This window comes from Microvirga guangxiensis, assembly GCF_900102135.1.
Classification (GTDB): domain Bacteria; phylum Pseudomonadota; class Alphaproteobacteria; order Rhizobiales; family Beijerinckiaceae; genus Microvirga; species Microvirga guangxiensis.
Genome location: NZ_FMVJ01000003.1, coordinates 568761 through 592941 on the forward strand (window position 1 = coordinate 568761; position 24181 = coordinate 592941).

Annotated in this window: 25 protein-coding genes; 12 read left to right on the top strand and 13 right to left on the bottom strand. The window is 63.2% G+C overall.

All coding sequences use genetic code 11. From position 1 onward, the window contains the following. The first annotated feature begins 567 nt into the window (after positions 1–567). The 4 genes from BLP10_RS06165 to BLP10_RS06180 all read left to right on the top strand — a co-directional run bounded on the left by BLP10_RS06165 (position 568) and on the right by BLP10_RS06180 (position 4051). Positions 568–1434, top strand: coding sequence for a DMT family transporter (locus tag BLP10_RS06165; RefSeq protein WP_091131783.1), 867 nt, complete (start codon positions 568–570; stop codon positions 1432–1434). Further along, complete coding sequence (locus BLP10_RS06170) at positions 1431–2522, top strand: ATP-dependent DNA helicase (protein ID WP_091131787.1); 1092 nt, start codon at positions 1431–1433, stop codon at positions 2520–2522. The genes BLP10_RS06165 and BLP10_RS06170 overlap by 4 nt, the downstream gene beginning before the upstream one ends. A 74-nt stretch (positions 2523–2596) precedes the next feature. Next, positions 2597–2770, top strand: coding sequence for a DUF1328 domain-containing protein (locus BLP10_RS06175; protein ID WP_091131790.1), 174 nt, complete (start codon positions 2597–2599; stop codon positions 2768–2770). A gap of 192 nt (positions 2771–2962) precedes the next feature. Beyond that, positions 2963–4051, top strand: a complete 1089-nt coding sequence (locus tag BLP10_RS06180) for a TRAP transporter substrate-binding protein (RefSeq protein ID WP_091131792.1) — start codon at positions 2963–2965, stop codon at positions 4049–4051. 57 nt (positions 4052–4108) lie between these two features. On the opposite strand, the gene BLP10_RS06185 is transcribed toward BLP10_RS06180, so the two are convergent. Then, positions 4109–4942, bottom strand: coding sequence for a lytic murein transglycosylase (locus tag BLP10_RS06185; RefSeq protein WP_091131795.1), 834 nt, complete (start codon positions 4940–4942; stop codon positions 4109–4111). 118 nt (positions 4943–5060) lie between these two features. Between BLP10_RS06185 and BLP10_RS06190 the strand changes: the two genes are divergently transcribed. Together BLP10_RS06190 and arsC are read left to right on the top strand one after the other, a co-directional pair. Continuing rightward, positions 5061–5714 (top strand): hypothetical protein, encoded by a 654-nt coding sequence (locus BLP10_RS06190; protein ID WP_091131797.1) that lies wholly within the window; start codon positions 5061–5063, stop codon positions 5712–5714. A gap of 85 nt (positions 5715–5799) precedes the next feature. Next, positions 5800–6225 (top strand): arsenate reductase (glutaredoxin), encoded by a 426-nt coding sequence (gene arsC / locus BLP10_RS06195; protein ID WP_091131800.1) that lies wholly within the window; start codon positions 5800–5802, stop codon positions 6223–6225. Here arsC and BLP10_RS06200 read toward each other — a convergent pair. From BLP10_RS06200 to hrcA, 5 genes are all read right to left on the bottom strand, one after another. Then, complete coding sequence (locus BLP10_RS06200) at positions 6222–7457, bottom strand: MFS transporter (protein WP_091131802.1); 1236 nt, start codon at positions 7455–7457, stop codon at positions 6222–6224. The genes arsC and BLP10_RS06200 overlap by 4 nt on opposite strands. 248 nt (positions 7458–7705) lie before the next feature. Next, entirely contained in the window at positions 7706–9511 is a 1806-nt protein-coding gene (gene lepA / locus BLP10_RS06205; RefSeq protein WP_091132154.1) for a translation elongation factor 4, read from the bottom strand. Between the two features lie 111 nt (positions 9512–9622). Then, a complete protein-coding gene (locus tag BLP10_RS06210) occupies positions 9623–11101 on the bottom strand; it encodes a SulP family inorganic anion transporter (protein ID WP_091131806.1) in 1479 nt (492 codons plus the stop codon). 457 nt (positions 11102–11558) lie between these two features. Beyond that, on the bottom strand, positions 11559–11963 hold the full coding sequence (locus BLP10_RS06215) for a hypothetical protein (protein WP_091131809.1): 405 nt from the start codon (positions 11961–11963) through the stop codon (positions 11559–11561). Positions 11964–12175: 212 nt separating this feature from the next. Next, a complete protein-coding gene (hrcA, locus tag BLP10_RS06220) occupies positions 12176–13267 on the bottom strand; it encodes a heat-inducible transcriptional repressor HrcA (RefSeq protein WP_091131812.1) in 1092 nt (363 codons plus the stop codon). Positions 13268–13411: 144 nt separating this feature from the next. Between hrcA and rph the strand changes: the two genes are divergently transcribed. Next, complete coding sequence (rph, locus tag BLP10_RS06225; protein WP_091132157.1) at positions 13412–14125, top strand: ribonuclease PH; 714 nt, start codon at positions 13412–13414, stop codon at positions 14123–14125. Continuing rightward, on the top strand, positions 14122–14763 hold the full coding sequence (gene rdgB / locus BLP10_RS06230) for an RdgB/HAM1 family non-canonical purine NTP pyrophosphatase (protein ID WP_175493808.1): 642 nt from the start codon (positions 14122–14124) through the stop codon (positions 14761–14763). Before rph ends, rdgB begins: the two co-directional genes overlap by 4 nt. 61 nt (positions 14764–14824) lie before the next feature. Here rdgB and BLP10_RS06235 read toward each other — a convergent pair whose 3' ends face one another. Together BLP10_RS06235 and BLP10_RS06240 are read right to left on the bottom strand one after the other, a co-directional pair. After that, positions 14825–15301, bottom strand: a complete 477-nt coding sequence (locus tag BLP10_RS06235; RefSeq protein ID WP_091131819.1) for a DUF2852 domain-containing protein — start codon at positions 15299–15301, stop codon at positions 14825–14827. Positions 15302–15423: 122 nt separating this feature from the next. Then, a complete protein-coding gene (locus BLP10_RS06240; RefSeq protein ID WP_091131823.1) occupies positions 15424–16104 on the bottom strand; it encodes a TetR/AcrR family transcriptional regulator in 681 nt (226 codons plus the stop codon). Positions 16105–16276: 172 nt separating this feature from the next. Between BLP10_RS06240 and hemW the strand changes: the two genes are divergently transcribed. Then, positions 16277–17437, top strand: coding sequence for a radical SAM family heme chaperone HemW (hemW, locus tag BLP10_RS06245; protein ID WP_091131826.1), 1161 nt, complete (start codon positions 16277–16279; stop codon positions 17435–17437). A gap of 120 nt (positions 17438–17557) precedes the next feature. On the opposite strand, the gene gshB is transcribed toward hemW, so the two are convergent. Continuing rightward, positions 17558–18505 carry a glutathione synthase gene (gene gshB, locus BLP10_RS06250; RefSeq protein ID WP_091131830.1) on the bottom strand — a complete coding sequence of 316 codons (948 nt, stop codon included), beginning with the start codon at positions 18503–18505 and terminating at the stop codon, positions 17558–17560. A 166-nt stretch (positions 18506–18671) separates the two neighbouring features. Here gshB and BLP10_RS06255 point away from each other — a divergent pair, with 166 nt between their 5' ends. Next, positions 18672–19541 (top strand): lipid kinase, encoded by an 870-nt coding sequence (locus BLP10_RS06255; RefSeq protein WP_091131833.1) that lies wholly within the window; start codon positions 18672–18674, stop codon positions 19539–19541. A gap of 19 nt (positions 19542–19560) precedes the next feature. Here BLP10_RS06255 and BLP10_RS06260 read toward each other — a convergent pair whose 3' ends face one another. Then, positions 19561–19764 (bottom strand): YjiS-like domain-containing protein, encoded by a 204-nt coding sequence (locus BLP10_RS06260; RefSeq protein WP_175493804.1) that lies wholly within the window; start codon positions 19762–19764, stop codon positions 19561–19563. Positions 19765–19867: 103 nt separating this feature from the next. Between BLP10_RS06260 and BLP10_RS06265 the strand changes: the two genes are divergently transcribed. Beyond that, a complete protein-coding gene (locus tag BLP10_RS06265) occupies positions 19868–20740 on the top strand; it encodes a LysR family transcriptional regulator (RefSeq protein WP_091131841.1) in 873 nt (290 codons plus the stop codon). Here BLP10_RS06265 and BLP10_RS06270 read toward each other — a convergent pair. Both BLP10_RS06270 and rsmI read right to left on the bottom strand, forming a co-directional pair. Continuing rightward, positions 20737–21114, bottom strand: a complete 378-nt coding sequence (locus BLP10_RS06270; protein ID WP_091131844.1) for a YraN family protein — start codon at positions 21112–21114, stop codon at positions 20737–20739. The two genes, BLP10_RS06265 and BLP10_RS06270, sit on opposite strands and share 4 nt — an antisense overlap. Next, entirely contained in the window at positions 21111–22049 is a 939-nt protein-coding gene (gene rsmI, locus BLP10_RS06275; protein WP_091131848.1) for a 16S rRNA (cytidine(1402)-2'-O)-methyltransferase, read from the bottom strand. Before rsmI ends, BLP10_RS06270 begins: the two co-directional genes overlap by 4 nt. A gap of 140 nt (positions 22050–22189) precedes the next feature. Here rsmI and BLP10_RS06280 point away from each other — a divergent pair, with 140 nt between their 5' ends. After that, on the top strand, positions 22190–23467 hold the full coding sequence (locus BLP10_RS06280; protein WP_091131852.1) for a penicillin-binding protein activator: 1278 nt from the start codon (positions 22190–22192) through the stop codon (positions 23465–23467). 194 nt (positions 23468–23661) lie between these two features. On the opposite strand, the gene BLP10_RS06285 is transcribed toward BLP10_RS06280, so the two are convergent. Beyond that, positions 23662–24171: an OsmC family protein gene (locus tag BLP10_RS06285; RefSeq protein WP_091131854.1), complete on the bottom strand. Its 510-nt coding sequence runs from the start codon at positions 24169–24171 to the stop codon at positions 23662–23664. Between the last annotated feature and the right edge of the window lie 10 nt (positions 24172–24181).

Sequence of the window (24181 nt, forward strand, 5' to 3'; positions counted from 1 at the left end):
CGGAAAGTGTAGAAAGTAGAACGCGCACTTTTTCTGTGGATACTTTCACCGCAAGAGATGCCTGAACTTGCTCTTCCAGTGCTCGATAGAAGGTGCCTGATGCGACTCGCAGAGACTCTTCTTCGGAGTCTTCATCATCACTTCCGATCTCGCAGATTAGTTTTTCGCGCTACTTGAAACGCTTTTAGCATCAATGGCTTACGAGGCTGAAGTCGTTCGTCTGCTTTCGCTTTCACGCGCGACGCGCGTACCGAAAACCTCTTCTTCGAGAGGGGGTTGCCCGCGGTTTTGAAGATGTCGTCGAAGGCGTTTTCGATGAGTGAAAATTTTTTTCGCGACGGGCACAAAAAAATGCGGCTCGGAGGTGCTCGTGATGCTCATCGACGTGTCGAGCGATGCAAGAATCACCCTGCGAGCACCCTAACGTAGGGACAAGAGCGGAGTCTGAATCGACATTCGTGCGATCATGCTCCGCTGACACGCGGCAACCTGCCTCTCGCTTCACCCTTCACGCGGTGCACGAGGCAGGTTAAGCGGAGGGATCGAACATCTTGTCGTGGTCTCGTCTTGCCTCATCGCAATCTCCTTGCCGTCGTCGCCTGGATGAGCGGCGCACTCCTTGCTTTCTCGGCAACCGCGGTTGCTGTGCGCGCGCTCGCGCCGGCCTTCTCGGTGTTTGAGATGCTGGCGGTCCGCAATCTCGCCGGCGTGGCGATCCTGCTTGTTCTGGCAGGGTTCAAGCCGGAGCTGCGACCCGGATTGAAACCACGCCGGTTCACGCTTCACCTGACGCGCAATATCCTGCATTTCGCGGGTACGGACGGTTGGGCCTATGGCCTCACGCTGCTGCCGCTCGCCACCGTTTTCGCGCTTGAGTTCACAACGCCCGCATGGGTCGCGCTGCTTGCGATCCCGCTGCTCAAGGAGCGGATGACCTGGGGACGTTTCGTGGCTGTAGTGCTGGGCTTCGCGGGTGTTCTCATCATCCTTCGTCCTGGCCTGGAAACCTTGCAGCCAGCCAGTTTCCTGATGCTCGGGGTCGCGTTTTCCTTCGCTCTCGTCGCCATCATGACAAAGCACCTGACGAAGACCGAGAGCACCTTCGCGATCCTCTTCTTCATGAACCTGCTGCAATTGCCGATGAACCTCGCGGGCGTCAGCCGGGCGTTCTGGCTCGCTGTCGAGCCGCAGCATATCCTGCCCTTCATCGGCATCTGCGCGGGCGGCCTGCTCGCGCATTACTGTCTGACCAATGCCTATCGCCGTGGCGACGCCACCATGGTCGTGCCGCTCGACTTCATGCGCATTCCTCTGATCGCCTTCGTCGGCTGGCAGCTCTACGGCGAGCCGCTCGATCCATATGTGTTCGTCGGCAGCGCCTGCATCGTCGTCGGCCTTCTCTACAGCCTGAACCGGGAGGCGAAAGCATCATGACCTGGTCACCGCAGCAGGACGCCGCATTGAAGGCCGTGGCCGATTGGCTCAAGCGCGGAGACCGTCCGGTCTTTCGCTTGTTCGGTTACGCGGGTACCGGCAAGACGACGCTCGCGCGGCACATCGCCGAGGGTGTCGATGGCGATGTGTCTTTCGGCGCCTATACCGGCAAGGCCGCGCTCGTCCTGCGCAACAAGGGATGCGCGGACGCATCCACCATTCACTCCATGATCTACCGGTCGCGGGAGGGAGACGAGAACGGGCCGCAATTCGTCATCAACCGGCAGAGTCAGGCTGCCAAGTCCGACCTCATCGTGATCGATGAGTGCTCCATGGTGGATGAGGAATTGGGGCGCGACCTCCTGTCGTTCGGCAAGCCGGTACTCGTGCTCGGCGACCCCGCGCAATTGCCGCCGGTGAAGGGCGGCGGTTTCTTCACGGAGGCCGAGCCCGATGTGATGCTCACCGAGGTGCACCGCCAGGCCAAGGATAATCCGATCGTTCATCTCTCCCTGATCGTACGGGAGGGCGGCAGGCTCGAGCCCGGGACCTACGGCAAAAGCCGCATCATCCGCCGCCGCGAAATCGATGCGGCGACCGTGATGGCCGCCGATCAGGTGCTGGTGGGATTGAACAAGACGCGCCGCCTCTACAACTCGCGCCTGCGCGAGCTGAACGGCTACCGCGATCCGACGCCGGCAGCCGGCGAGAAGCTCGTCTGCCTGCGCAACGACAAGACCAAGGGTCTGCTCAATGGAGGGACCTGGAGCATCCAGGCGCTGCGCGGCATCCGCAACGACTTCGTCCGCATGGATGTGGTGCCCGATGACGATGCGCGCCGCAGGTCCGTGGAGGTCGCTGTCCACAAAGCCTTCTTCCTCGGAACCGAAGAGGAGGTGGCCTTCGCCCTGCGTCGGGAGTCCGACGAGTTCACTTATGGCTATGCGCTGACCGTGCACAAAGCCCAGGGCTCGCAATGGGACGATCTCGTGCTCTTCGACGAGTCCTATGCCTTCCGCGAGCATCGCAGCCGCTGGCTCTATACCGGCCTGACACGCGCAGCCGACAAGTTAACCATCGTCATGTGAAAGCAGGCTGAGGAACCTCGGCTCAAGCTCGGCGGTTATACGTCAAGCTGAACCGTTCTCGACGAGGCTCCTGCATGCTGAAATGGGCTCTGATCTTTCTCGTGGTGTCGTTGGTCGCCGGGGCTCTGGGCTTCACCGGGGTCGCTTCGGGCGCAAAGACGATAGCCAAGATCCTGTTCGCCCTTTTCCTTCTGGCCTTCATCGTTCTGGTTCTCTTGGCCTGGAGCGCGGGCCAGCTCATCTTCTGACCATTTCCTGCGGGATAAAATCTTAGGCACGGCGATGCATGCGCCAAGCGCATGAGGCGTCTGCTTGAGACGCACTCCTTCTCCCGTCAAAAGTCCTTATGAGGGTCGTTTCCTTTTTTGCGTTTCAATGCGCCAAGTTGAAACTTTATGTCTCAACGGCGCGTTGAATGCTTCATTCGTGAGAGAAACGCCATGAAACGCCGCGCATTCCTCCAGGCTGCCACCCTGGGTGCAGCAGCAGGGACCATCGCCAAGCCCGCCATCGCCCAGTCCAATCCGGAAATCCGCTGGCGCCTGACCTCCGCCTTCCCGAAATCTCTCGACACGCTTTACGGCGGCGGCGAGACTTTCGCGAAGCTCGTGGCCGAAGCCACCGACGGCAAGTTCATCATCCAGCCTTTCGCTCCGGGTGAGATCGTCGGCACGCCGCAGGCTGCCGATGCGATTGCCGCTGGCACCGTCGAGATGGGCCACACCTGCTCCTACTACTATGTGGGCAAGGACCCGACCTTCGCCATCGGCACGAACCTGCCGTTCGGCCTCAACTCCCGCCAGACCAACGCATGGCTCTATCATGGCGGCGGTAACGAACTGCTCAACGAGTTCTACGCCAAGCACAACCTGATCGCCCTGCCTGCCGGCAACACCGGCGCGCAGATGGGCGGCTGGTTCCGCAAGGAGATCAAGACCGTCGAAGACCTGAAGGGTCTCAAGATGCGCATCGCGGGTCTCGCAGGCCAGATCATGGGCAAGCTCGGCGTCGTGCCGCAGCAGATCGCAGGCGGCGATCTCTATCCGTCGCTCGAGCGCGGCACCATCGACGCCGCCGAGTGGGTGGCGCCCTACGACGACGACAAGCTCGGTCTCAACAAGGTCGCGCCGTACTACTACTATCCCGGCTTCTGGGAAGGCGGTCCGGCCATCCACATGTTCATCAACCTGCAGAAATGGAACGAACTGCCGAAGTCCTATCAGGCGGCAATGCGGGCTGCTGCGGGCTACGTGAACGTGGATACTCAGGCCAAGTACGACGCCAAGAACCCGGTCGGCCTGCGCAACCTCGTCAGCAACGGCGCGCAGCTGCGCCCGTTCTCGCAGGAGATCATGGAGGCCTCTTTGAAGGCCGCCAACGAGATCTACGACGACATTTCGGCGAAGAACCCCGACTTCAAGAAGATCTATGACAGCTACAAGGCGTTCCGGAACGAGGAATATCTGTGGTTCCAAGTGGCGGAATACGCCTACGACACCTTCATGATCCGCGCTCGCGCGCGCGGCTGATCCATCACTGAAAACGAAAAGGCGGGCTTCGAGCCCGCCTTTTTTGCTTTGCGCCGCTTACTGGCTCGGGAAGGCCGATGTGTCGCCGCCCGCGAGTTTCGTGGCGTAGAACGCGATGGTCTGCGAATAGACCTGTGACTTGTTCCAGGCGCGGATCGCCTCGAAGTTCGGAGTGCCCGGCTCCCAGCTTCCGCCTCTCACCCAGCCATGGCCTCTGAGATAATTCGCGGTCGAGGCCAATACGTCGGCAGGGCTGCGCAGCAGATCGGCCCGTCCGTCACCGTCGAAATCCACGGCATATTTCACGTAGCTCGAGGGCATGAATTGTGTTTGTCCCATCTCGCCAGCCCAGGCACCGCGCATTTCGGCGGGTGTGAGATCGCCTCTGTCGACGATGCGCAGAGCGTCGAAAAGATGCGCTTTGAAGAAATCCGTGCGGCGGCAATCATAAGCGAGAGTCGCCACCGAGCGGATAACCGGAAGATTGCCCTTCACGGCGCCGAAATCCGTCTCCAGACCCCAGATGGCGACCAGCACCGGAGCCGGCACGCCGAAGCGCTGCTCGATGCGCGCAAGAGTGGCCGCATGGCGCTTGAGCATACTGGCGCCGCCTTTCAGGCGGGCAGGGGAGACCATGCGTCCGGCAAATTGCTGAAAGCTCTGCTTGAACACGCCCTGACCGCGATCCTTCCGGATGACGCTCTGGTCGAATGTGACTCCCGACAAGCCCTGCCTCACGGCCTCCGGCGAAATGCCCTGCGCCACGGCTTCCTGCTGAATGTCGCCGAGCCATTTCTCGAACCCTGCCGGATCACGGCATGTCGCTGCGGAAGCGGTTCCTGCAGCAAGCAGGAGGGTTGCAATGAATGAAGCGCGCGTCAGAGCCTTCATGTGTTCTCTCCTGAAATCGTTGAGCTGAGGACGAGGTAGGGCCTCCACACGTCAACTCAAGGCCACGCATGACACGCAACCCACGCAAGGACTCGAGCGTTGCCATGGGAAGGCCGCAATGATCGCCTTGAGGAATCCCATGATCCAGGCTTCGAAAATCGTGTCGTGCGGGACAGCGCTTGCGGCGTTTCTCTGCACGGCGTCGATTGCATGGGCTGCCACCGCTCCGCTCGGTGCCTCGGGATCGTGGCATGAGACCATACGGACCCGCTTCGAGCCGCAGGCAGGGCAGACGCGGGTGGCGGGGCGCGTCTCATCGGGATTGTGCTTTGCCCTGTCACTGCCGCAGGAGTGGCGCGCCCACGCGGAAGGGTCGGGGACCCGTTTGAAGGCTGCTTTCTCGGATGCGGAACTGGAGGTGGGTTTGCGGTCCGCTCATGAGTTGCGCGACATGCCTCAGCCCGATCTCGCCAGCCGCGACGCCGCATTGCTGCAGCAGGATTACGAGAGCCTTCTCGGGCGTCCGGCGCAATCCGTATCGCTCGCGTCCCTCTCCGCCGGAGCGACACGCTGGTCGGCAACGTGGGTCGATGCGTATCTGCCGTCCGGCAGCCACGGCATGACCGTGGAGACCCTCATCGTACCCTTGTCGAGCGATTGGGTGCTCGAGCTCTCCGTCACGCAGGTGATGGAGAAGGAGCGCTACGAGGCGCTCCTCGCGTCGGTTCTGTCGGGTTTGCGCGTCCAGCGCGGCTCCGATTGCGGGGTGTGAGGGGCGGGAACGTCGCGCTTCGCTTGCTCGCCGGAACTTGCTACCTTTCCTGGGCGCGAGAATGCGCAGGAGGGGATCAGCAGCCATGGACGCGATCATCTATCACAATCCGCAATGCGGCACCTCGCGCAACACGCTCGGCCTCATCCGCAACGCAGGCATCGAACCGCATATCATCGAATATCTGAAGACGCCGCCGACACGCCTCCTGCTGCGCCAGCTCATCGCGCGCATGGGGCTGAGCGTCCGCGACGTGATCCGCGAAAAGGGAACGCCCTACCATGAACTCGGGCTCGACGATCCGGAGCTCGGCGACGATCATCTGCTCGATGCGATGATGGAACACCCCATCCTCATCAACAGGCCTATCGTGGTGACCCCTCTCGGCGTGCGGCTCTGCCGTCCCTCGGAGGCCGTGCTCGATATCCTTCCTCCGCAGCAGGGCGAGTTCCGAAAGGAAGACGGTGAGCTGGTCGTCGATAGCTCGGGGCGGCGCGCAGCGACGGCTTAAGACGGTTCGAGCTGCGTACCGACGGGGACGGGCGGTTCCGGTGTAAAGCTCTCCTTCTCGGCCGTCGGAGGAGCCGCGCGCATGAGGCTGCGGTAAGCGCCCCAGATCGCCATGAGCGCCTGCGCCACGATGAAGATGTAGAGAAGTCCCAGACGCCCGAACTCCGTCATTGCGACGCCGGAGATCACCGGTCCTATCACGGACCCCACGCCCTGCAGGATCAGGAGGCCGCCTGCCGCGGCCACGAACTCGCCGGGCTTCACCATGTCGTTCACATGCGCGATGACGATGCTGTAGGTCGGGATCACGCTGCCGCCGAAGATGGCGACATAGAAGAACAGAAGCCATGTCGGCACGGTTGCTGGGACGAAGTGGATCAGCGCCAGGAGAATGGCAGCCGCCATGCCGGAGGCGCCGATGATCACGTGGCGCCTGTCCATGCGGTCGGAGAGCCAGCCCAGCGGCCATGTGGTGAGGAAGCCCCCCAGCGTGCCGCATGCCATGAAGATGGCGATCTCCGCCGTGCTCAATCCGCGCTCCTGCGCCCAGATGGGACCGAGCGCGAAGAACGAGCTGGTGGTGATGCCGCAGAGAACGGCCGCCACGACGCCGAAGGGGGATTGCCGGTAGAGCTGCACCAGGTTGATCCGGGTGTCGCTCACCGCCTGAGCCGGTGCGACGGCGCGTGAGAGGGCCGTGGGCACGAGCGCCAGACAGATGAGGATGGCGACGAAGCAGAACAGCTGGAAGCCTGCAGGATCGCCGGTCGGAAGTAGCATCTGCCCGCCAATGCCCGCGATGAGACCCGTCATGCCGTAGATGCTGAGAACCTGACCTCGCGTCTTTGCTGTCGCCGACGCGTTGAGCCAGCTCTCGACCGCGATGAACAGGCCTGCAAAGCAGAAACCCGTGACGGCGCGCGCGGCGATCCAGACTAGCGGGCTGATGACGAGAAGATGAAGAAGCGCAACACTTGCCGCGATGGCTGCAAGGGCGGCGAAAGTGCGCGTGTGGCCCACCTGCTGGATCACGCGCCCGGCCCACAGGGAGCCCACGACGATGCCTGCCCAGAAGGCGGAGCCCACGGCGCCGATCTGCGTCGGCGAGAACTGCTCGATGCTGCCGCGTACGCTCAACAGGGTGCCCTGAAGCGTATTGCCGATCTGCATCAAGGCATAACCGAGAAGGAGCGCAACCAAGGTGGGAAGCACGGAGCGCATGGAAGTGGACATGGGCTCTCCTGAAGGCGAGTTCGTCGAGGCGTCGTGCCAGGACCTGCCCCAATCATTCACATCGCGACATGGCAATGCCCGGCGTCGACGAGACACCGTGCTCATGAATCGTTGATCGGGATCAGGCCCTGTGCGTGAGGTGAACTCTGGCCCGAAGGTCGGGTTCCGGAGTTTCATCCAACAAAAGAAAAGCCCGGCTTGGTGAGAAGCCGGGCTTTTGAGGATTGGGAGGAAGACGTCGCGAGGACTTACGTATCCATCTTCAGCGCGGCGATGAAGGCTTCCTGCGGAATGTCCACCTTGCCGAACTGGCGCATGCGCTTCTTACCTTCCTTCTGCTTGTCGAGCAGCTTGCGCTTGCGGGATGCGTCGCCGCCATAGCACTTAGCGGTCACGTCCTTGCGCAGGGCGCGGATGGTTTCGCGAGCGATGATCTTGCCGCCGATGGCGGCCTGCACCGGAATCTGGAACATGTGCGGCGGGATCAGCTCTTTCAGCTTCTCGCACATGGCGCGGCCACGGCCCTCGGCACGGTCGCGGTGGACCAGCATGGAGAGGGCGTCGACAGGCTCGGCATTGACCAGCACCGACATCTTCACAAGGTCGCCCTCGCGATAATCGGAGATGTGATAGTCGAAGGAAGCGTAGCCTTTCGAGATAGACTTCAGGCGGTCGTAGAAGTCGAACACCACCTCGTTGAGCGGCAGGTCGTAGACCACCATGGCGCGCTTGCCGACATAATTCAGGTCGATCTGGACGCCGCGCCGCTCCTGGCAGAGCTTCAGCACGGAGCCGAGATAATCGTCGGGGGTGAGGATCGTGGCGCGGATCCAGGGCTCCTCGATGGTCTCGATCTTCATCACGTCCGGCATGTCCGCCGGGTTGTGCAACTCGATGGTCGAGCCGTCGCGCAGCTTCAGGTGATAGACCACGGAAGGCGCGGTGGAGATGAGGTCGAGGTTGAACTCGCGCTCCAGGCGCTCCTGGATGATTTCCAGATGCAGCAGGCCGAGGAAGCCGCAGCGGAAGCCGAAGCCCAGCGCGGCGGAGGTTTCCATCTCGTAGGAGAAGCTGGCGTCGTTGAGGCGCAGCTTGCCCATGGCGGCGCGCAGGTTCTCGAACTCGGCGGCATCGACAGGGAAGAGGCCGCAGAACACCACCGGCTGCACGGGCTTGAAGCCCGGAAGAGCCTCGGCCGTGGGCTTGCGGTCATCGGTGATCGTATCGCCGACGCGGGTGTCGGCCACTTCCTTGATCGAGGCGGTGAAGAAGCCGACCTCGCCGGGGCCGAGCTGCGCCATTTCGGTCATCTTCGGATTGAACACGCCGACGCGGTCGAGGCTGTAGGAGGCGTTCGTCCCCATCATCTTGATGGTCTGCCCCTTCTTCATGGTGCCGTCGATGATGCGCACCAGCACGACCACGCCGAGATAAGCGTCATACCAGGAATCGACCAGGAGAGCCTTCAGCGGCGCATCCGGATCGCCCTTCGGAGGCGGCAGCTTGGTGACGATGGCTTCCAGCACGCCCTCGATGTTGAGGCCACTCTTGGCCGAAACCGGCACGGCCTCGGAGGCGTCGATGCCGATCACTTCCTCGATCTGCTCCTTGATCCGGTCCGGGTCGGCGGCGGGCAGGTCGATCTTGTTGAGGACGGGAACGATCTCGTGGTTGGCGTCGATGGCCTGGTAGACGTTCGCGAGCGTCTGGGCTTCCACGCCCTGGGAGGCGTCCACCACCAGCAGCGAGCCCTCGCAGGCGGCCAGAGAGCGCGAAACCTCGTAGGCGAAGTCCACGTGGCCGGGGGTGTCCATCAGGTTCAGGATATAGGTCTTGCCGTCCTGGGCCTTGTATTCCAGGCGCACGGTCTGCGCCTTGATGGTGATGCCGCGCTCGCGCTCGATATCCATATTGTCGAGCACCTGCTCCGTCATCTCACGGGCGGTGAGCGCCCCCGTGGTCTGGATCAGGCGGTCGGCCAGGGTCGACTTGCCGTGGTCGATATGGGCCACGATGGAGAAGTTGCGGATGTTGTCGAACGTACGTGCGGTCATCATAAAACTCGGGCGGGCATGAAACCCTGTTGGCCGGGCAATAGCAGCCCGGCCTCCTAATGCCAAGGGAAGGCGGTGTCGCGTGGCCGTTTTGGCGGCCAACCGGGCCGTTTAATGGCCCGAAGCGAGCTTCGCCCCCTCCTTGTCGTGGGTGCTCAAACGGTCCACCAGGGTGGCGCTGGCCTCGTTCAGACCCACGATCTCCACCGGGATATCGTGGTGGCGGAACTTGAGCACAACCCGGTCGAGGGCGTTGATGCCGGTAATGTCCCAGAAATGGGATGCGTGGACGTTGATGACGACCCGCTTCACATCCTCCTCGCGGAAGTCGAAGGCGCTGTGGAAGGCTTCCGCTGTGGCGAAGAAGATCTCGCCGTTGACCCGATACGTCCGGACATCGCCTTCGCGGGTTGAAGAAACCTGGAAGAACTTGGCGACCTTCCGGGCAAAGAAAATGCCGCTCAGGATCACGCCCACCAGCACGCCCTTGGCGAGGTCGTGGGTGAAGACCACGACGGCGACGGTGGCCAGCATGACGATGCTGGAGCTCTTCGGGTAGAGGCGCATGGCCAGGATCGAGCCCCATTGGAAGGTGTTGATCGACACCATGATCATCACCGCGACCAGCGCGGCCATGGGGATCTGGCGCACCCAATCGTCCAGCACGAGGATGAGGAACAACAGGAACACGCCCGCCCAGAAGGTGGAGAGCCGCCCGCGTCCGCCGGAGGAGACGTTGATCACCGACTGGCCGATCATGGCGCAGCCCGCCATGCCGCCGAACAGGCCCGCGACGATGTTGGCGAGGCCTTGTCCCGTGCATTCCCGGTTCTTGGGGCTGTCCGTATCCGTCATCTCGTCCACGATCGACGCTGTCATGAGGGATTCGAGCAGGCCCACCATGGCGAGCGTGAGCGAGTAGGGCAGGATGATCCGGAGCGTCTCGAGGTTCAGCGGCACATCGGGAAACGCGAAAGCCGGCAGGTCGCTCGGGAGCTGGCCCATGTCGCCTACGGTGCGCAGGTCGAAGCCGAAGTAAATCGAGACCGCCGTCAGCAGCACGATGGTGACGAGCGCGGAGGGCACGGCTTTCGTAATCAGCGGCAGTCCGTAGATGATGATGAGACCCACGGCGACCATGCCATACATGAGCGGCGGCGCATCGTTGAACTCCGGCAGCTGCGCCATGAAGATCAGAATGGCGAGCGCATTCACGAAGCCCGTCACGACAGAGCGCGACACGAAGCGCATGAGATCGCCGAGACGAAGGAAACCCGCGACGATCTGCAAAGCGCCGGTGAGAAGCGTGGCGGCCAGCAGGTATTGCAGTCCGTGATCCTTCACGAGGGAGCCCATGACGAGCGCCATGGCGCCGGTCGCGGCGGAGATCATGCCGGGGCGTCCGCCCGCGATGGCTGTGATCACCGCGATGCAGAAGGATGCGTAGAGGCCAACCTGAGGATCGACGCCCGCGATGATCGAGAAGGCGATCGCTTCAGGGATGAGCGCAAGCGCGACCACGGTGCCGGCGAGAAGATCGGCGCGAACGTTTGGAAACCATTCGGCCTTGAGGCGGGAAAGTCGAGTCATGCGGGAAAGTCTCTTTGGCCCGATGAAGGGCCCATGGGTCCGCGAGGCGTTGATCGCCGATCAAGCAGGCGGCCTGAAGAAGGAAAAGGTTCGGGCGCGTGGCTGCGCTTGCAAGGGCGCTACGGCGGAGCGTTTCGCGAGATCAAAGCAGAGGAGCCATCATGAGCCATGGGTCCTCATAGCAGCATTATGCGACCTTGCAACAGATCGAATGCGGGAGGGGCCGTCTCAGACACATGCTCCAGGCTCGAATACCCATCCTGTGTCAGCGCCCCAAGGTTTCCGGAGCGTTAGGAGGCCTGGAGGCTGCGATGGCAGAAACGCAGGCAATACGGGATGCTAGACTCTGCCCGAGAAAAGATCCCTGCAAGGAAAATTGCGGATCGTCTGTACGGTGCGTGACGGAAGAGACAAGCGCGGGTCTGTGAGGACCCGCGCTTCCTTAAGAGACAGTGGTTTAACGGGCGCACTCGACAGGAACGCGCTCGCTCGTGCCCTGAACAAGCACGGTGCGGCAGGGAACGCCGTTGATGATGCGGATTTCATGCGGAGCGGCAGTTGGGAACGCGGAGGTCGGCGTGCCGGAAATGGCGCCACCTGCGGGCGGACCCATGAGAATGCTGCCGGTCGAGGTGGGATCCATGCCGACCATGCCGGTCGGAGCGGCGCACTGCACCGGAACGCGGGCTCCGCTCTCGCGGTCGAGAACAGTGCGGCAAGGAATGCCGTTCACCGTACGAATCTCATGCGGCGCAGCATTCGGGAAGGGAGAGTTCGGGGTGCCGCTGACCTGAGCCTGCGCAATACCGAAAGTGCCAAGCATCAGAAGGCCAGTACCGGCAATCATCGAAAGAGTCTTCACAGGAACCTCCTAGGTTGATGGGAATATGAACCGCTTTTCACGGACCGGAGGTTTAACGCCTATCGAGAGGATGGTTTCCTGCGTCAAAATAAAACTTCTGTCCGCCAAAGACGAAGACTGACGGAACATCTGGATATGTCACGGACTTGTGAGGGCAAAGGCCAAGATACTTATAAACTGCCAAGCAGGACTGAAGGAAAATGGCGCTTTCTTCAGCGACCCTGCTCAAGAATGCGCGAGATAACCTTTGCCGTGTAATCCACCATCGGCACGATGCGGGCGTAGTTCAAACGTGTCGGGCCAATCACGCCCAGAACGCCGACGATCTTCTGGCTGCCGTCCCGGAAAGGAGCTGCGATCATCGACGAGCCAGAGAGCGAGAATAGCTTGTTCTCCGAACCGATGAAGATGCGCACGCCTTCGCCGCCTTCCGCGCGGCTGAGCAGATCGATCACGTCGGTCTGCGTTTCGAGATCGGAGAACAGCAGGCGGATGCGCTCGAGGTCGTCGGCCGCCTTCAGGTCGTCGAGAAGATTTGCCTGGCCGCGCACGATGAGCTGGCGCGATTCCGCCGGGCCTACGGTGGTGGCGAGCCCCGCTTCCACGAGCTTGGCGGTGAGCGTGTCGAGCTCGCGCTCCATGTCCCCGCGCCGCGTTTCGATCTCCTGCTTGAGGTCGCCGAGCGTCTTTCCCTGAATGCGGGCATTGAGGAAGTTGCCAGCCTCCATCAATGCACCGGCAGGCAGACCCGCGGGCAGATCGAGAAGCCGGTTCTCGACCGAGCCGTCCTCGGACACCAGCACTACGAGGGCGCGGGTGGGATCGAGGCGAACGAACTCGATATGCTTCAGGCGTGCATTCGATTTCGACGTCACCACCACGCCCGCGCCGCGCGAGACGCCCGACAGCAGCGCCGAGGCTTCGGCGAGCGCCGTTTCCATGGTGTGTCCGCTGGCGGCCGCCCGCATCTGCGCCTCGATCCGCGTCCGCTCGTCGGCGGTCACGTCTCCGATCTCCATCATGGCGTCGACGAAGAAGCGCAGGCCGATTTCCGTCGGCAGGCGTCCGGCGCTGGTATGAGGCGCGAAGATCAAGCCCGCCGCTTCCAGATCCGCCATCACGTTGCGGATCGAGGCCGGGGAGAGCGTCATCGGCAGGATGCGGGAGAGATGACGCGAGCCGACGGGCTCGCCGGTCATGAGATAGCTCTCGACGATCTGGCGGAAGATTTCGCGGGAACGGTCGTTCAGTTCCGCGATGGCGCGGACGTCCGACAGGTTCGAGAAAGAGCCGGTTGCGTGCATGGAAGGGTTCTACGCTTTCACAATTCCACCCTGCAAGTCAGCATTATGTGCGGATGAAAAGCCCTTTAGGCAAGGCTTGAGCTTGCCTAAAGGGCTTCGTGGCCCCAAACAGGCTCCCAGACAAGCCTTATGGAGAACTCGATCATGCGACCTTCCAACCGCGCCCCCGACGAACTGCGTCCCGTTACCCTGGAGCGAGGTGTCGCGCGCTATGCGGAAGGCTCCTGCCTCGTGTCCTTCGGCAATACGAGGGTTCTCTGCACGGCTTCGCTTGAGGAAAAAGGGCCGCCGTGGCTGCGCGGCACCGGCAAGGGCTGGGTGACGGCGGAATATTCCATGCTGCCCCGCGCCACCCATGAGCGCACCCGCCGCGAGGTCAATTCCGGCAAGCCTTCCGGCCGCACGCAGGAGATCCAGCGCCTCATCGGCCGCTCGCTCCGCGCCGTCGTCAACCTGCCCGCCATCGGCGAGCGCCAGATCGTGCTCGATTGCGATGTCATCCAGGCGGATGGCGGCACCCGCACGGCGTCCATCACGGGCGCATGGGTCGCCCTGCACGAGTGCTTCACCTGGATGCAGGGCCGCTCGATCATCTCCATCAACCCGCTGCGCGAGCCGGTGGCCGCCATTTCCTGCGGCATCTATCAAGGGCAGCCTGTGCTCGATCTCGATTATGCGGAGGATTCCGCCGCCGAGACGGATGCGAATTTCGTCATCACCGGTTCCGGCGGCATCGTTGAAGTGCAGGGCACGGCGGAAGGAAAACCCTTCTCCGAAGAGGAATTCCTGAGCCTGCTTCGTCTCGCCAAGGCAGGCGTGGCGCAGCTCGTGGATCTGCAGAAGAAGGCGGTGGCCTGATGCTGCACCGTGCTTTGACAGGCAAGGTCGTCATTGCCACCCACAACGCGGGCAAGCTGCGCGAGATGCAGGAGCTCCTCGCACCCTTCGGCATCGAGGCCGTGTCTGCGGGCGAACTCGGCCTGCCGGTGCCCGACGAGACGGGACACATGTTCGCGGAGAACGCTGCGATCAAGGCGCACGCCGCCGCGAAGGCAACAGGCCTGCCGGCGCTTTCGGACGATTCCGGCCTTTGCGTTCATGCGCTCGATGGTGCGCCGGGCCTGTTCACGGCGGATTGGGCCGGTCCCAACAAGGATTTCCACGCCGCCATGGAGCGCGTGCATCGTGAGATGAAGAAGCGCGAAGCGACCGACAAGAGCGCGCATTTCGTCTCCGCCCTCGTCATCGCCTGGCCGGATGGGCATGAGGAATTGTTCGAAGGCCGCGTGTTCGGGCAGGCCGTTTGGCCGCCACGCGGCGAGAAGGGTTTCGGCTACGATCCCATGTTCCAGCCGGACGGTTTCACGCAGACCTTCGGCGAGCTGTCATCGGAAGAGAAGCATGGCATCGACTGGTCGAAGCCGGAGCCCGAAGGGCTCTCTCACCGCGCACGCGCTTTCGTGAGGCTCGCGGCGGGATGCTTGAACAGGGTCTGAGCCCCTGTTCGTTTCATGAAAAGAAGAAGCGCCCCGTAGGGCGCTTCTTTTGTTTTCAGGGTTAAGCGTTCGTCGGGCCGTTGCCGCGGCGCTTCGCCATGAAGGCGTCGAACTCCTCGCGGTCCTTGGCGCGCTTCAGCTCTTCCACGAAGTTGCGGAATTCGCGGGCTTCTTCGTCGAGCTTGCGGCGCTCTTCCTCGAGACGCTCCAGCTCGCTGCGGCGGTAATCGTCGAAGGCCGCATTGCCGGTGCTGGCATAGCCGAAGCCTGCAGCAGGACGGCGCGACCCGAAGAGGTCCTCAGATGCGCGCCCAACGGTGTCGCGGAAGAAGGCCTTCGCCTCGTCGTATTTCGGATATCCACACATTTTCCACACCAGGTAGGCCAGCGCGAGCGGCCAAGCAAAGATGAAGCCAAGGATGATGACGGCGATCTCCAAACCGCGTCGGGGGGAGCGCCCGCAGCGACGGTGAGCGCCGGTGTTCCAAGGTCCCCCATGAGGGCCCTGGTTCCAGGCGGTTGAAGCAGAGTCAGACATCGGTGGTTCTCTCTATGTTAATGCTAACAACATTAACATGCGGATCGATTTTGGCGCTTTCAAGAGTGGGCTTGGCAATTTTTTGAGGGTTTGAAAGGCCGAGCTTCCGTCAGGGCAGGAACTCAGAGGCCGGCGCTGTCCGGCTTGTCCTTCAGGGCACCATGGACGAGCGCCAGGACGCCGGCGCGCAGCAGCTCGTATTTGTCGGGCAGGCCCGGGCCCTTCGGAAGCTGGCCCGCGGCATCCAGGGTGGCGATGCCGTGGGAGAGGGCCCATACCCCAAGGGCGATGAAGCGAACGTCCACGTTCTGGAACCCTTCGGGATAGGTCCTGGTCAGGGCCTCCACCAGATAATCGAAGGCCGTGTTCGGCCGTTCGGCGTCGCCCCCGCCTTTGCCGGGCGAACTCTTGCCCCAGGGGCCGCAGCTTTCGGCTTCGGCCGTCGGCCTGGCGGAGAACATGGCGGCATAGAAGCCCGGTTCCTGCTCGGCAAAGTCCAGATAGGCCTCCCCCATGCGGGTGAAGCGCTCCCGGGGGGAGCCTTCCGTCTGAAGCGCCCGGCCAAGGCGCTTCGCGAGTTCGTCGAAGCCCCGGAAGGCGACCTCGGCCACCAGGGCGTCCCGGCCGCGGAAATGGCGATAGAGCGCCGCGGGCGTGACGCCTACGAGCTTGGCGGCATCGGCCAGGGTGAAGCCGCCAAGGCCGCGCTCGGCAATGAAGCGCTGCGCCGCTTCGATCAGCGCCTCCTTCAGATTGCCGTGGTGATAGCCCTGCCGGTCGAACGGGCCGCGCCAATGCCGCATGATGGCTCCTATGAACTCTCTGCCGCGATCTTAGGTCCCTCCTTCGGGAGAGGCTAGGGCGCAGATGTCATGAGGGGTGAACAACCATTGCAGGGAGAGGTTCAGACAAAAATGATTCGGTGCGGCAAGGGCTGATCGTGACGTTGGCCGCGAGACCTGCCATATACGGCCCATGATCGATCATCCGACGCGCGATGTGGGCTTTGGCGTATACGTCCATTGGCCCTTCTGCGCCTCCAAGTGCCCCTATTGCGACTTCAACAGCCATGTCCGCCACCAGCCGGTGGACCAGGAGCGGTTTCTCAGTGCCTTCAAGCGCGAGATCGCGCATACGGCGTCGCGCATTCCGGGACGGACGGTCACCAGCATCTTTTTCGGGGGCGGCACGCCCTCGCTCATGAAGCCGGAAACGGTGGGCGCGATTCTCGATGCCATCGGGGGGGCATGGGGTATCGACGCCAACGCGGAAGTGACGCTGGAGGCCAATCCCACCAGCGTGGAAGCCGAGCGCTTTCGCGGCTATCGCAGCGCCGGCATCAACCGCGTGTCGATGGGCGTGCAGGCGCTCAACGATGCTGACCTGAAGCGCCTGGGCCGCATGCATTCGGTCGAGGAGGCGCTTGCTGCGGTGAAGGTCGCGGGCTCGATCTTCGACCGCTATTCTTTCGACTTGATCTATGCCCGCCCCGGTCACACGCCGGAGGCCTGGGCCGCCGAGCTTGAGCAGGCCATCGGTTATGCGGTCGAGCATCTTTCGCTCTACCAGCTCACCATCGAGCCCGGCACATGGTTCCAGCGCCTGTTCGATGCGGGCAAGATCACGGTGCCCGACGAGGAGACGGGGCGCGCGCTCTACGACATCACGCAGGAAACCTGCGAGAAGCATGGAATGCCCGCCTACGAGATTTCCAACCACGCGAGGCCCGGCGCGGAATCGCGGCACAACCTGCTCTACTGGCGCTACGGCGAATATGCGGGCATCGGCCCCGGCGCGCATGGACGCCTGGTGACAGGCAATGCACGGCTTGCGACATCGACCGAAAAGCATCCCGAGACATGGCTCGAGCATGTGGAGCGCGAAGGTCATGGCGTGATCGAGGAAGAGGTGCTCACCTCCGAGGCCGAGGGCGATGAATTCCTCCTCATGGGCCTTCGCTTGAAGGAAGGCGTCGACGCGCGCCGCTACGAGGCGTTTACGGGAAAGCCGCTCAACCAGCGTGGTTTGCGCATCATGCAGGAAGAGGACCTCATCCGCGTGGACGGCTCTCGTCTTGTCGTGACGGAGAAGGGCTTTCCGGTGCTCAACGCGGTGATCGCGGAACTGGCGGCTTAAACAACAGTGGTCATCCCGGACGAAGCGTAGCGAACATCCGGGATCGCAAGATGATTTATTCTGCAGGCAATCCCGGGTTCCGCTGCGCAGCCCCGGGATGACGCAGGCCTGAGCAGGCTATCAAACCCGCTTCACCTTGCTCTCGATCGCATCCCACACATCCACAGCAAGGTCCGGTCCGCCGAGGCGCTTGATGGCGCGGATGCCGGTGGGGGCCGTGACGTTGATCTCGGTGAGGTTGCCGTCGATCACGTCGATGCCGACGAGGATGAGGCCCATGCGCTTGAGATCGGGGCCGATGGTTTCGCAGATCTCGCGCTCGCGCGGCGTGAGATCGGTGGGCTTTGCAGCGCCGCCGCGCACCATGTTGGAGCGGATGTCGTTGGCTGCCGGAACGCGGTTGATCGCACCCGCCGCTTCACCGTCGATGAGGATGATGCGCTTGTCGCCTTCCGTGATCTTCGGCAGGAAGCGCTGGATCACCCAGGGCTCGCGGAACAGGTTTGCGAAGAGATCGTAGAGCGAGCCGAAATTCGGATCCTCGCGTCCGACCTTGAACACGCTCGCGCCGCCATGGCCGTAGAGCGGCTTCATCACCACATCGCCGTGCTCGCGGCGAAACTCCTCGATCTCCGCCTTGTCGCGCGAAATCAGAGTCGGCGGCATGAGGTGGGGGAACTGCGTGACGAAGATCTTCTCCGGCGCATTGCGCACATGCATCGGATCGTTCACCACGAGAGTCTTGGGGTGGATGCGCTCCAGGAAATGCGTGGCGGTGATGTACGCGAGATCGAAGGGCGGATCCTGGCGCATGAGCACCACGTCCACGGTTGAAAGGTCGACGCGCTCCTGCGCGCCGAACGTGAAGTGGTTGCCCTCTTCGTCACGCACTTCGATGGGATCGGCCATCGCAATCACCGTGCCGTCGCGAAGGGACAGGCGGTCGGGGGTGTAGTGAAGAATGTGATGCCCGCGCCGTTGCGCCTCGAGCAGTAGCGCAAAGCCCGTATCGCCTGCGATCTTGATGCTGTTGATGTGATCCATCTGGATCGCAACGGTGAGGCTCATCGATCTTCCTCCTGAGGATGCGGGTTTATTGGGCTGTTTCCTGGAGAAGGCAACTCTCGGAGGCCCCGAATGAACGAAAAAGCTGGCACGGTGTTATTGAATAGCTCCGCTTCAGGTTTCCCCGACCCCCTTGCGGAAAAACCCAAGCTTCCACATCTGATTGGTCATGTCACGCCGCGCCCTCCTCATCGTCAACGCCAAGAGCCGCAGCGGCGCAGCCCAGGTCCAGGCCGCCAAAGATGCCCTCATATCGCATGGCATCGAGCCTGTTCATGTGGAGTGCGGCCGGCGGGAGGATCTTTCCCCCCTCATCGTGAAGCATCGCGACGGCGTGGATTGCGCCGTGGTCGGGGGAGGAGACGGAACCTTGAACGCGGCCGCTCTCGGCGTCATCGAAGCCGGGCTGCCGCTCGGCATCCTGCCGCTCGGAACCGCGAACGACCTGGCGCGGACGCTGGACATCCCCTTCGATCTCGATGGGGCGGCACAGGTCATCGCCGATGGGCATACACGCAAGATCGATCTGGGCCTTGTGAATGGGCAACCCTTCTTCAACGTGGCGAGCCTGGGGCTCTCGGCGGAGCTGGCGCAGAAGCTGACACGAAACATCAAGCGCCGTTTCGGACGGCTTGGTTATGCGCTCGTCGCCATGAATGTCCTGGCGCATGCCAAGCCTTTTCGCGCCACCATCGAGAGCGAGGAGGGGACCGTGCGCGTGAGAACCCTGCAGATCGCGGTGGGCAACGGGCGCTTCTATGGCGGCGGCAACGCCGTGGAGAAGGATGCCGCCATCGACGACCAGCATCTCGATCTCTACAGCCTGGAGTTCGAGCGCGCATGGAAGCTCGCTCTCATGGCGCGCTCGTTCCGTTATGGCGAACACGGAGCCTGGAGCGAAGTGCGGGCGATCCGGGCAAAGGAATTCGACATACGCACGAGGCGCCCCAGGTCCATCAATGCGGATGGCGAGATCGTGACCCACACGCCCGCGCATTTCTCAATCAGGCCCTGCGCGGTGACGGTGTTTGCGCCTTAGCGCAGCTCGCTCCATCGCCTCAGCAGCGCCCATGGCGGATGGCATCCTCGATGTTGCCGGGCCCAATGCCGATATCGTGGAGCGTGGCCTCGTCCAGGGCTGCCACCTCCTTCATCGCGCGACGGATGCGGATCTCCCGCAGCACGGCCGAGAAGACGCTTCTGAGGCCGGAGGTCGGGCGGGTTTCGAAGGTGTCCTGGCGGGTGGTCGAAAGGGCTGACATAGCGCTCTCCTTGAGTTGGTAAGGAGAGTATGGGATTGCCCCTTGCATAAGTGAAACGAATGTTCATTATATCGATGATAATGCTTCGTTATGGGTGGGTCGCATGCCTCACAACCTCGATGTCAGCCTTTTAAGAGCCTTCGTTGCCGTGGTGGATACCGGCGGCATGACCGCCGCCTCAGGCATCCTCAACCTCACTCAGGCCGCCGTCAGCCAGCAGATCAAGCGGCTGGAGGAGTTCGTCGGCGAGGACCTGATCGTCCGGGACAGGCGGGGCGTAACCCTGACCAGGGCCGGCGAGCGGCTGTTCGGGCGCGCCAAGCGCATGCTCGCCATGAACGACGAAATCTGGACCGAAATGACGACTCCGGAATTCGAGGGCGAGATCCGCCTCGGGATTCCCAGCGACATCATCACCACCTATCTGCCTGCCTTCCTGAAGGACTTCGCGCGCAATTATCCGCGCGTGCAGATCTCGCTCAACAGCGGTTCGAGCGCCGAACTCCGCAAGAAGCTCGGGGCCGGGAAAGTCGATGTCGTCATGGCGACTGAGCTTGCCTGCGATGCCGACGGCGAGAACCTCGTGATGGATCGTCTCGTGTGGGTGGGCGCGCGCGGCGGCGAGGCGGCGTGGAAGCGGCCGCTGCCGGTTTCCATCGGTTGCTCCGACTGCGCATTTCGACCGCCGATCCGCGATGCGCTGCAGAAGGCGGGCATCGAGTGGCGGCAGGTTTTCGATTCCACCAACACATCCGCGCAGGTGGCGACGGTCGCCGCCGATACCGCCGTGATGGCGTGGATGGCGTCCACCGTGCCGGCCAATCTGGAAGTGCTGGGACCCGAGACGGGTCTGCCGCTGCTTCCGCCCTTCATGGTCAATCTCTACCTGCCGAAAGGCGGCGGCAACCACATCGTGCAGGAAATGGCGCGCATGATCCGCGATGCGGTGCGCGATCCGAGAAAGCTGGCGGCTTAAGAAATCTCCAGCTCGAAGGCCGATACGATGTGCTGCGGCCAGCGCTTCGGCGCGATGAACACCGCGTCCGCCCGCCATGTCTTTCCCTGTGCATGGGGATGCCGCGCAAGCCACGCACGCGCGGCGCGGGAGAATCGCTGGCGCTTGGTCGCCGTGATGGCGGAGAGCGCGTTGTCCATCAATCCGCGCGCCTTCACCTCGACAAAGGCGATGGTATCCCCGCGTCGCATGATGAGGTCGATCTCACCGCCTGCGGCGGCATAGCGGCGCGCAAGCGGTCGGTAGCCTTTCGCAATCAGGAACAGCAGCGCGATCCACTCGGCGCGATGTCCGCGTAGGAAAGTGGCGCGCCGCCGTTCGAGTGCTGTCTTCATGCATCCCGTTTCGCGAGTTCGAGCGCGCGCGCATAAACCTCGCGCTTCGGCATGCCGAGTTCCGCCGCAACGATGGCTGCGGCATCCTTGATGGAATGGTTCTTGAGCGCTGCTTCGAGCCTCCCGTCGAGAGCGGCATCGGCTTTCTCCGCATGCATCTCTTTCGTCGCCTCGCCGATCAGCACCACGATCTCGCCTTTCGGTGGACCTTCCTCGGCGAACTGCGCGGCGAGCTCCGGCAGGGTGCCGCGCCGGATCGTCTCGAACATCTTGGTGAGTTCCCGCGCCACCACGGCCTGACGTTCACCGAGCACGGCCGCCGCGTCGGCGAGCATCTCGGGCAGGCGGTGCGGGCCTTCGAACAGCATCAGCGTGCCGGGAATGGTGCTGAGTTCGGTAAGCCTCGCACGGCGCGCGCCACTCTTTGCCGGCAGGAAGCCTTCGAAGAAGAAGCGGTCGGTCGGCAGGCCCGATGCCACGAGCGCGGTGAGCACGGCCGAGGGGCCGGGAATGGGCGTGACCGGCAACCCTTCCTCGATGGCCGCCTGCACGAGCTTGTAGCCGGGGTCGGACACCAGCGGCGTGCCCGCATCCGATACGAGCGCCAGCGCCTGACCCTCGCGGATGCGATGCACCATGCGCTCGCGCACGGCGTCGTTGGAATGCTCGTGATAGGCGACCAGCGGCGTGGTGATGCCGTAATGGGCGAGCAGCGTCTTCGTCACCCGCGTATCCTCGGCGAGGATCGCATCGGCGGCGGCCAGCACGTTCAGCGCCCGGAAGGACACGTCCTGCAGGTTGCCGATGGGGGTTGCCACCACATAGAGGCCCGGCGTCAGGGGCTTGGCCTCGGCGGCAAGCCCGAAGGCCGTGAAGGTGGCAGTTTTCTCGCCCGGCTCACGCCGCCGGGTCCTGTTGTCGATTCTCTGTGTCATTGCCGCCTAGTCTCGCACAAAGCTCCCACCCAACGAAAGCAGCCGCTTTCTCGCGGGCCAATGTTCTTTGGAACAATGTTTACTTTTTGCGGCCAAGATTGGTCCCATGTCCGAAAGCTGTTTCCAAGAAGGGGGCGGAGATGGCGAATTTTGTCAGGGCGAACAAGAGAGTCTGGAGCATCCGGGCGGCATGGGCTGTGCTGCTGACAGGGGCGCTTGTCCTCTCGGGATGCGCCGGATCGGGGCCGACCCGGCAAACCCGCAAGGCGGCCAGGCCCGTCCAGAAGGCCGTCGCTTCTCAGCCGGTCTACAAAGCCGATGAGGCCACGGAAGGGACCTTTGCCGGGCCGGCTCCCATGACCGGCGCGATCATCGGCAACGGTCCCGTGAAAGTGGCGCTGCTCCTGCCGCTGTCCGCGCCGGGGCAGGGTGCGATGGTTGCGCAGAGTCTGCGCAATGCCGCCGATCTCGCGCTCAGCGAATTCCAGGGCTCGGATCTGACCATTCTGGTGAAGGACGCACGCGGAACGCCGGAGGGAGCTCGGGAGGCGGCAAACCAGGCAATTGCGGAAGGCGCTCAGCTTCTCATCGGGCCGCTGTTTGCCGGATCCGTCCAGGCCGCGGGGCAGGTGGCGCGCCAAGCCGGAAAACCGCTCATCGGATTCTCCTCGGACCGGGCTTCCGCCACGCAGGGCGTCTATCTCCTGAGCTTCATGGTGCAGGCGGAGGTCGACCGCATCATCGCCTACGCCGCGTCGCAGAACCGCCGTTCCCTCGCGGCCCTGATCCCCGACACGGCCTATGGCCGCGTGGCCGAGGCGCAGTTGCGGGAAGCGGCAGCTGAGAACGGCATGCGCATCGCCGCCATCGAACGCTATCCCGCCGGACAGCCGCAGGGCTCGGTACAGCGCCTCGCGCAGGTCATCGGCGGCTCCGCTCCGCAAGCGGATGCATTGTTCATTCCAGACAACGGCGATGGTCTGCCTGCCGTGGCGCAGGCCCTGCAAACCATTCGTTTCAACGCGCAGAGAGTGCAGCCGCTCGGGACGGGCGTGTGGGACGAGGCGCGCGTGTTCGGTTTGCCTGCTCTGCAGGGCGGCTGGTTCGCCGCTCCGGACAAGCGCGGCTTCATGGATTTCGCCGCTCGCTACCGGGCGCGCTTCAACAGCGAACCGGTGCGCCTCGCGACGCTCTCCTACGATGCGGTGACGCTCGCTGCGGCGCTGGCCCGCATGCAGGGGCCGCAGGCCTTCAACGACAGCGTGCTCACGAACGGCGCAGGCTTCGCCGGCGCCGATGGCGTATTCCGCTTCAATCCGAACGGCACGAATGATCGCGCTTTGACCGTGCAGCAAATCCAGGGCGGCACGGCTGTGGTGATCAACGCCGCGCCGCGCACCCTGATGGCGCAGAACTGAAGGCATCAGCAGCGTCTCTCCGCTCCGGCTATCCTGTCTCCATATCCTCCGTCCTCATCCTGAGGAGCAGCGCAGCTGCGTCTCGAAGGAGGCCTCCCGTGCACTCTGGATCCTCCTTCGAGACGGCCTTTCATGCCTCCTCAGAATGAGGGCCGAGTGTGAGAGGCCGGTGATGGCGAGTGAGGCTTTGGCTCTTACTTGCGCGCCACCGTGGCGCTCAGGTTCGGCTTGTTGTTGAGGGTCTGGAACACCACGCAATAGCGCTCGGTCAGCTTGAGGAGCTGCTCGATCTTCTCCTGCGGAGCATCCGTGTCGACCTCGAAGGAGAGGCGGATATCCTTGAAGCCGACCGGCGCGGTCTTGTCGACGCCGAGGGTGCCGCGGAAGTCGAGATCGCCTTCCGCCTTCACGGCGCCGTGGCGCAGGTCGATTTCGAGTGCCGTGGCAACGGCCTTCAGCGTCACGCCCGCGCAGGCGACGAGAGCTTCAAGCAGCATGTCGCCGGAGCACAGCTCCGCGCCCGAGCCGCCGGTCGCGGGGTGCAGGCCTGCGACCGCGAGCGCACGGCCCGTCTCGACCTTGCAGGCGATGTGCTGGTCATCGAGCGTGCCTTGCGCCTTCAGGGTGATGACGGCGGAATCCGGGTTGCTGCGGTATTGATCCTTCAGCGGCGCCTGAAGGGAGCGCAATTCGGTCGAGTCCATGATGCCTGTC

Coding starts and splice junctions, on each gene's coding strand:
- BLP10_RS06260 (WP_175493804.1), bottom strand. CDS start 19,764: ATGTCAGCCCTTTCGACCACCCGCCAGGACACCTTCGAAACCCGCCCG.
- BLP10_RS06190 (WP_091131797.1), top strand. CDS start 5,061: ATGATCGCCTTGAGGAATCCCATGATCCAGGCTTCGAAAATCGTGTCG.
- arsC (WP_091131800.1), top strand. CDS start 5,800: ATGGACGCGATCATCTATCACAATCCGCAATGCGGCACCTCGCGCAAC.
- BLP10_RS06200 (WP_091131802.1), bottom strand. CDS start 7,457: ATGTCCACTTCCATGCGCTCCGTGCTTCCCACCTTGGTTGCGCTCCTT.
- hemW (WP_091131826.1), top strand. CDS start 16,277: ATGATCGATCATCCGACGCGCGATGTGGGCTTTGGCGTATACGTCCAT.
- BLP10_RS06175 (WP_091131790.1), top strand. CDS start 2,597: ATGCTGAAATGGGCTCTGATCTTTCTCGTGGTGTCGTTGGTCGCCGGG.
- lepA (WP_091132154.1), bottom strand. CDS start 9,511: ATGACCGCACGTACGTTCGACAACATCCGCAACTTCTCCATCGTGGCC.
- BLP10_RS06285 (WP_091131854.1), bottom strand. CDS start 24,171: ATGGACTCGACCGAATTGCGCTCCCTTCAGGCGCCGCTGAAGGATCAA.
- rph (WP_091132157.1), top strand. CDS start 13,412: ATGCGACCTTCCAACCGCGCCCCCGACGAACTGCGTCCCGTTACCCTG.
- gshB (WP_091131830.1), bottom strand. CDS start 18,505: ATGAGCCTCACCGTTGCGATCCAGATGGATCACATCAACAGCATCAAG.
- BLP10_RS06265 (WP_091131841.1), top strand. CDS start 19,868: ATGCCTCACAACCTCGATGTCAGCCTTTTAAGAGCCTTCGTTGCCGTG.
- BLP10_RS06280 (WP_091131852.1), top strand. CDS start 22,190: ATGGCGAATTTTGTCAGGGCGAACAAGAGAGTCTGGAGCATCCGGGCG.
- BLP10_RS06180 (WP_091131792.1), top strand. CDS start 2,963: ATGAAACGCCGCGCATTCCTCCAGGCTGCCACCCTGGGTGCAGCAGCA.
- BLP10_RS06235 (WP_091131819.1), bottom strand. CDS start 15,301: ATGTCTGACTCTGCTTCAACCGCCTGGAACCAGGGCCCTCATGGGGGA.
- BLP10_RS06185 (WP_091131795.1), bottom strand. CDS start 4,942: ATGAAGGCTCTGACGCGCGCTTCATTCATTGCAACCCTCCTGCTTGCT.
- rsmI (WP_091131848.1), bottom strand. CDS start 22,049: ATGACACAGAGAATCGACAACAGGACCCGGCGGCGTGAGCCGGGCGAG.
- hrcA (WP_091131812.1), bottom strand. CDS start 13,267: ATGCACGCAACCGGCTCTTTCTCGAACCTGTCGGACGTCCGCGCCATC.
- BLP10_RS06240 (WP_091131823.1), bottom strand. CDS start 16,104: ATGCGGCATTGGCGCGGCCCGTTCGACCGGCAGGGCTATCACCACGGC.
- BLP10_RS06255 (WP_091131833.1), top strand. CDS start 18,672: ATGTCACGCCGCGCCCTCCTCATCGTCAACGCCAAGAGCCGCAGCGGC.
- BLP10_RS06210 (WP_091131806.1), bottom strand. CDS start 11,101: ATGACTCGACTTTCCCGCCTCAAGGCCGAATGGTTTCCAAACGTTCGC.
- BLP10_RS06270 (WP_091131844.1), bottom strand. CDS start 21,114: ATGAAGACAGCACTCGAACGGCGGCGCGCCACTTTCCTACGCGGACAT.
- BLP10_RS06170 (WP_091131787.1), top strand. CDS start 1,431: ATGACCTGGTCACCGCAGCAGGACGCCGCATTGAAGGCCGTGGCCGAT.